General features: G+C 71.0%; 1 protein-coding gene (running past one end of the window). It reads right to left on the bottom strand.

Features of this window, described 5'->3' with window-relative positions; genetic code table 11:
• Positions 1–6,000 carry part of the coding region annotated (locus BLW84_RS10610; RefSeq protein WP_143060916.1) for a WXG100-like domain-containing protein on the bottom strand (this coding region is incomplete at its 3' end). Its footprint extends 21,272 nt past the window's final position, so 6,000 of the 27,272 annotated nt are shown.

The raw sequence follows: 6,000 nt of genomic DNA, 5'->3' as shown, positions 1-6,000 counted from the left end.
GGGTTGTCCGCCGGCCGTTCGACCTCGGCCGTCAGCTTGGCACGCAGATCCGCTTCCAGCCGCGCCTGCCGATCAGCGTCGCCGGTATGCAGCGCATCGGCATAGAACGACACGAATTCCTCATACGCACCAATCGAATTCAGCGCCCGATCCCGCTCCGCCCACGAACCCTGCACCTGCTCCTGATTGGCCTCCGCGATCTCCTGCATGATCTGCGCGTAGCGTTCGCGAGCGGTTTCCAGCAGGCGCACGGGCATCTTGCCCTTCGCGATCCGCCGGCTCGCCTCCGCATCCAAGCCCTCCGACGCCGACCGCTCGCCCTCCTGCGCCTCGTACTGCGGCGGGGCACCGGTGTCGCCGTCGTTGACCGGCAACGGCGCCTTCTCCGGCGTGGCGGTCGGGTTCGACGTGCTCGGCGCGGACTGGGGCGCCAGGATGCTGGCGATCTCGTCCGCGAGGTCGCTGCGGTTCTCGGATTGCGTTGCCCCGGACGACGTCTGCTGTGTGCTGGACGATGAGCCCGTAGCAGCGTTCTGCTCGGACGAGCCGCGGGAACCGCCTGGCAAGCCCGAGCCTCGCTTCACGGCCAGGGCAGCGCGCAGCTGTGCTTGCAGCGACTCCTGCACCGCCCTGTCGCCGGCATCGAGTGCCCGGGCGTAGGCCTCCCGGAAATTCGCGTACACCCCAACGGAATTCAGTGCTACATCGGCATACGAGACACCCGGAAGGTTCCGCACCTCCGCCTTGAGCATGTCGTAGACCTGCTCCGCCGCCGCCAACGCCTCTCGCGACGGCGGGTTGGCCGCATCGTTCCCGCCCTGTTCCAGGCGCGCCCGCTTGGCGGCGCCCGGGTCACCACCGTCGCCGTTGTTCTGCCGCTGCGGCGGCAATTCCTCGTAGGTGAGGCGAGTGATCGGCCGGCCGTCCACGCCGCGCTGGCCGGTCGTCTCCACCGAGACCAGGCGGAACCTGGTTCCCCAGGCGAATCCGACCAGGACCGAGCCACCCTGCCGGTTCCCCACCGTGTGGGCCGCCGACGCCTGGCCGCGCAGCGGGATGTAGACGATCTCCTCGTTGGCCGGCCGGAGATCCGCGTTGTGCTCCGCCGTTTCGGCGAACACGAACTCCGCTCCCGTGGTGATCGAGCCCGGCTGCGGGTGCTCCTGCCGCGCGGTGCGCCACGCGCGGAGCGGTGCTTCGCCCTGGTAGCCGGCGAAACTGCGCAACCCGAAGTCGACCACGGCCGCGATGATCGCGGCCTGGTGGCGCTGCGTGGCCGTGCCCGTGGTGAGGTTCGGCGGGCTCATCCGGCCGGTCGCCACCTGGTCCACCGTCACCATCATGTCGACGACGTGCGGCGGGAGGTTCGGTTTGTTCGCGGCGACCTGATCGCGGCGCGCGTGGACCGCCATCGATGGCCAGTGGTTCCTGGCCAGCGTGGTGTCCATCGAGTGGATCTGCAGGGTGCCCTCGGCGAACTGCCGCGGGTCCAGCGTCGCCGGCCGGGCGGCCTTCCACTGCTGGTAGTTGCGCAGGACTTCCGCGAGCTGCTGGACGTCGGGCAGGGGCGGCAGCGGCCGCAGCATGAAGTTGGCCATGTCGAGCAGGTCCGCCGTGCCGAAGCCGGTGCCCCGCAGCTGCTCTCCCCGGATGGCGAGGGCGAGCGGCCGGAAGCGGGTGGTGGCGGCCAACTCGTGGAACTGCTCAACGGTGATGCCCAGCGGGCGCCGGCGCGCCTCGGCCCACTCCAGCAGGACGTCCTGCGGCGTCCGGCCCTCCCGCTGCGCGCGGGCGAAGAACCCCGCGGCGTTGTTCGCCCACGGTTCGGGAACGTTGCGCTGCTCGCTTAGGAACGCCATCAGCAGTGGCCGGTGCTGGACGCTCAGGCCGTGGCCGTCGAGCAGATCCAGGAACTCCGCCAACCGGAGCGGATTCCCGAGCACATCGGTGTAGCCCTGGACGAGTTCGTCGAGGCCGAGCCGCAGCCCGAGCCGGTTCATCCGCCACTCGCGGATCACTCGTGCGGTCTCGTCCGGGCGCTGGTTGTGGATGTCCACCAGCGTCTTGCCGCTGGTCTGCAGGTGCGCGCTCAGCTCGCGGAGGTCGCTCAACCGCAACCCGTTCGCACGCAGCTGGTCGATCAGCCTGTTCAGCTGCGGACCGTTGGCCACGAACGGGCCCGGCAGTCCGGATCGCAGCAACTGCGTCTGGACGTCCCGGATCCAGACCTCGATCGGGCGGGCCTGCTGGACGAGTTCGGTCAGTTCTTGCTCGAAGAACGGTAGCTGGAGGACGTCGACCAGCAGGCCCGAAGCGGCGTTGAACAGCACCGCCCCGTCGCCCGCCGGGACCCCGACCGCGTCGGCGAGGCCGAGCAGCGCGGCCGGAATCCGCCGATTGGCCTGGACGTAGCCGAACAGCGCGTGGGACGTGTGCTGGCCCAGCCGCTCCTGCAGCCGCACCAGCTGTTCGAGCGCCTGATCCCAGGGCAGCCCGATGAGCCCGATGTTGAGCTCCCGCGCGCCCAGGTGCTCGATGGCGAGCCGTTGCAGCTCGTTGCGGAACTCGGCGGCGGTCGCCGGATCGTTCGCGTACGGCGAGTCGCCGGCGACGTCCTGCACTTCGCCGAGGGACTCGATGTTCTCGAGGTGCTCCTGGCGCTGGACCCGGTCCGCCCAGTCGAGTTCGCCGTACATGCCGTCGAACTCGGCGACCGGCCGGGACAGCAGGGAGTTGATCACCCGCAGCGGCGTCCGCCTGCCTTCGCCGGGCGCGGTGGCCGCCTCGATGATCCCGAACAGGATCGCCCGGCGCTCGGCGGTGACCGCACCGAGCGCGAGCGTGATCGCCTGCAGGTCGATGGCCATCCGCGATGTGGCAGCGGCGTCCGCGTCGGCCAACGCCGGCAGGAACGCCGTCAGCTGCCGCGGGTCGACACCCACCGCGGTGGCCAGCGCGTGGAGGTTCTCGTGGTTCGGGACGGGTTCCAGGTCGAAGTCGGGCACCCGCCGGTCCGAGCCGGATTCGTGGTACGCGGGCGGCGCGGTATCGGTCGTCGCGGACTGCTCGTCGGGGACGAACTCCGAGGCGAGCACCAGCCGGTCCAGGCCGGACGTCCGGTACGCGGGCGGTGCGGGCTGCTCGTCGGGGCCGGACTCCGGTCGCGGACGGGGCGCGCGCAGGGTCTGTTCCGGCGGCGAGATCTCGAACCAGCTCCGGACGCGTTCCGCGGCGTCCTCGGGGGAGAGCTCGTCGAGGTCGTGGATGTCGCGCTCGGCCAGCTCGGTGTAGAAGCCGTCGAGGTGCTCGCCCAGCGAATCGCCCGCCACCCGGCCCATCTGGCCGAAGATGATCTGCACGGTCTGCCGCAGGCTCGCGGGCCCGGCCAGCACCTCCGGGATCGAGCTGTCGAAGTGGGTCAGCAGCGCGTGCAACCGGTGCAGCACGACCCGTCCCGGAATCGGGCGGCCCAGGTCCACGTCCTTCAGGAACGAGCTCACCGCCGCCCAGTCGGCTGGGCGGAGCAGGCCCGTCGTGCTGCCCAACGCGTTCACGTCGGCGGCGAAGTGGTCGATCAGCAGTGGTAGTGCGTCGTGCTTCCCGGTGGACAACTTGTCGATCCACTGGAGATCGGTGCCGAACAGGCCGGCCAGCCGGACCGGTTCCATGTTCAGGGCTGCCGCGCTGCGCACCAGAGCCTCGGGGCTGATGCCCAGGTTCTGGGACAGCGGCAGGATCTCGACCGGAACCCGCTGCAGCGTCCTGGTCAGCGAGACCAGGGCGCCGCGCTGCCGGTCTTCCGCGTTGTTCACGCCGGAGCCGGCGCGCAGCTCCGCGGGCTCCATGCTCAGGGCGCCGCGCTGGGCGGGCATGGCCGACACCAGCATGCCAAGCCGCCGCACGTCCCGTCCTTCGCGGAACCAGGCCGTGTCGTTGAAGTGCGCACCCCAGAGCTCGGCGGGTAGCGGCTGCATCCGGGTCGCCGCCCAGGCCGAGACCAGCGAGCTCCGCTGGTCGGCGGGGCCGGTCCGCAGCTGGTCCGGGGTCATGCCGCGGATTTCGAGGTAGTGGCGGAACGAGACCAGGTCGCCGGGGTCCAGGTTGCCAACGCCGCGGAACCAGCTCAGGTCGCGCAGGTGCATGCCCAGCGGTGTCAGCCAGGCGGCGATGCGGCGCTGGTGGGCCTCCCGCAACGGCTCGTCGGTCAGGGACGTGGCGATCTGGCGCAGCTGATCCCAGTCGTAGTCGAGTGCGTAGAGGTCGGCGGCGGTGAGGAAGCCGCGTACGGCGGCTTCGTCGCCCCTCGTGGCCAGCAGTGCGCCGAACTCCTCTTGGAGGCTGAAGTTCGAGTTCCGCTTCGCCTCGACCAGTTGCTCCAGCAGCTCGAAGTCGATGCCCACCCGGCCGGCGAGCCGCGCCGGTTCCACCGGGGTTCCGGTGAATTCGTGCAGCGCGACCGACAGGTTCAGCAGCCGGACCGGGTCGATCTGCTTGGCGAGCGCCACGTGCGTGATCTCGGTGGGAACCCGCTCCAGCGCCGCGGCGAGCACCTCGAGCTTCTGCGCGGGCAGCCCGGAGGCGATCAGCCACGCCATCCGGATTTCGTGCTGCTGCTCGGCCGGCAGCTGGCGCAGCGGCTGGCTCGACCACTCCTCGACGAGCTGCTGCCGCAGCCGCGGGACGCCGCGCAGCTCATCGACGGTGTGGCCGCGGCTGTCCAGGAGCGCCCGGAAGTCGGCCACGTCGGTGGCCGTCAGGTCGTCGACGCCGTGGAACCAGCCGAGGTCCTCCGGCCGCATGTCCAGCGGCTGCAACCACAGGTCGAAGTGGTTATCGGTCGCGTCGCCGACCCGGTCCGGCGCCAGGTTCGCGGCCAGGGTGCCGATGCCGTTCCAGTTGGCCGGTCCCAGCCCGTGCAGGTCCTCGCCGCCCTGCTCGTGCCACTGCTCCACGGTGATCTCGCCGCGGGCCAGCGCCGCCAGCTCCGGGGCGAACTCGGCGACCAGCAGGGCCGGTTCCACCCCCAACTCGTTGGCCGCGTTCAGCAGGGTGGCGGCGCCGAAGTCCTGCCCGGCGACGAGATCCGGGATCTCCACCGGCACGCGGCCCAGCGTCCTGCTCAGCGAAGCCACTTGCTCCGGCGGCAGGCCGTGCGCGTTGAGCAGCCAGTCGAGGCGCCGCACCTGGCGGGCGAGGGAGCGCCTGAAGACGAGGGGAAGGTCCCTCGCCACGCCGAACGGCAGCTCGGAGTCCCGGTACTGCTGCCACTGCTGCACGAGCGACCGGCGCAGGTCGGCGTTGGTGCGCAGGTCGGCGACCGAAACACCGGCGGTGGCGCGGAAGTTCTGGAAATCCGCCAGCTCGGTCGGATCGACGATGCCGGTGCCTTCGAACCAGGACAGGTCGGCGAAGTCCAGGCCCAGCGCGGTGGCCGAGGCGGCGATGTGGTCGGCGACGACGCTGTCCGGGTTTTCCGAGAGGCTTCCGGCGAGCCACGACAGGTCCAGCCCGACGCCGCCGGCGAGCCAGGAGGGCGTTACCGCGCCCGTGGGGTCGGTCTGCAGGCTCAGGCGCAGCGCCAGCTGCGGGGTGACGTGCCACTGCTCGGCGCGCTGCCTGACGACCTCCATCCAGTCGGGCCGGTCGTTCCACGCCCATTCGGCGTGCCCGCGATCGTCCGGTTCGAGGCCGAGTTCGTGCATGGCCTCGGCGAGTGCGACGACGTCCGGGACGGAGATCTCGTCGTGCGGGGCGAGGTTGAGGCGCCACCGGGCCACGAGTTCGCGCAGCGGCGGGGCGTCGTCCAGGTCCTGCACCCTCAGGTCGTGCTCGTGGAGGTAGGTGATGAACGTGCCGAGCTCGCCGGACATCAACGCCAGCGACTCGTCCAGATCGCTCCCGTCGAACCAGTCCCCGATGTTGAGCAGCAGCCCCTGGTCGCGGAGCCGGGCAACGACCCCGGCGAGCGCGTCGCCCGGCTGCTCGTTGGCCCAGTTGCGG

This window comes from Saccharopolyspora shandongensis (genome assembly GCF_900106995.1).
Classification (GTDB): domain Bacteria; phylum Actinomycetota; class Actinomycetes; order Mycobacteriales; family Pseudonocardiaceae; genus Saccharopolyspora; species Saccharopolyspora shandongensis.
The sequence above is the reverse complement of the archived record's forward strand: the minus strand, read 5'-3'. Positions and strand labels throughout refer to the sequence as shown.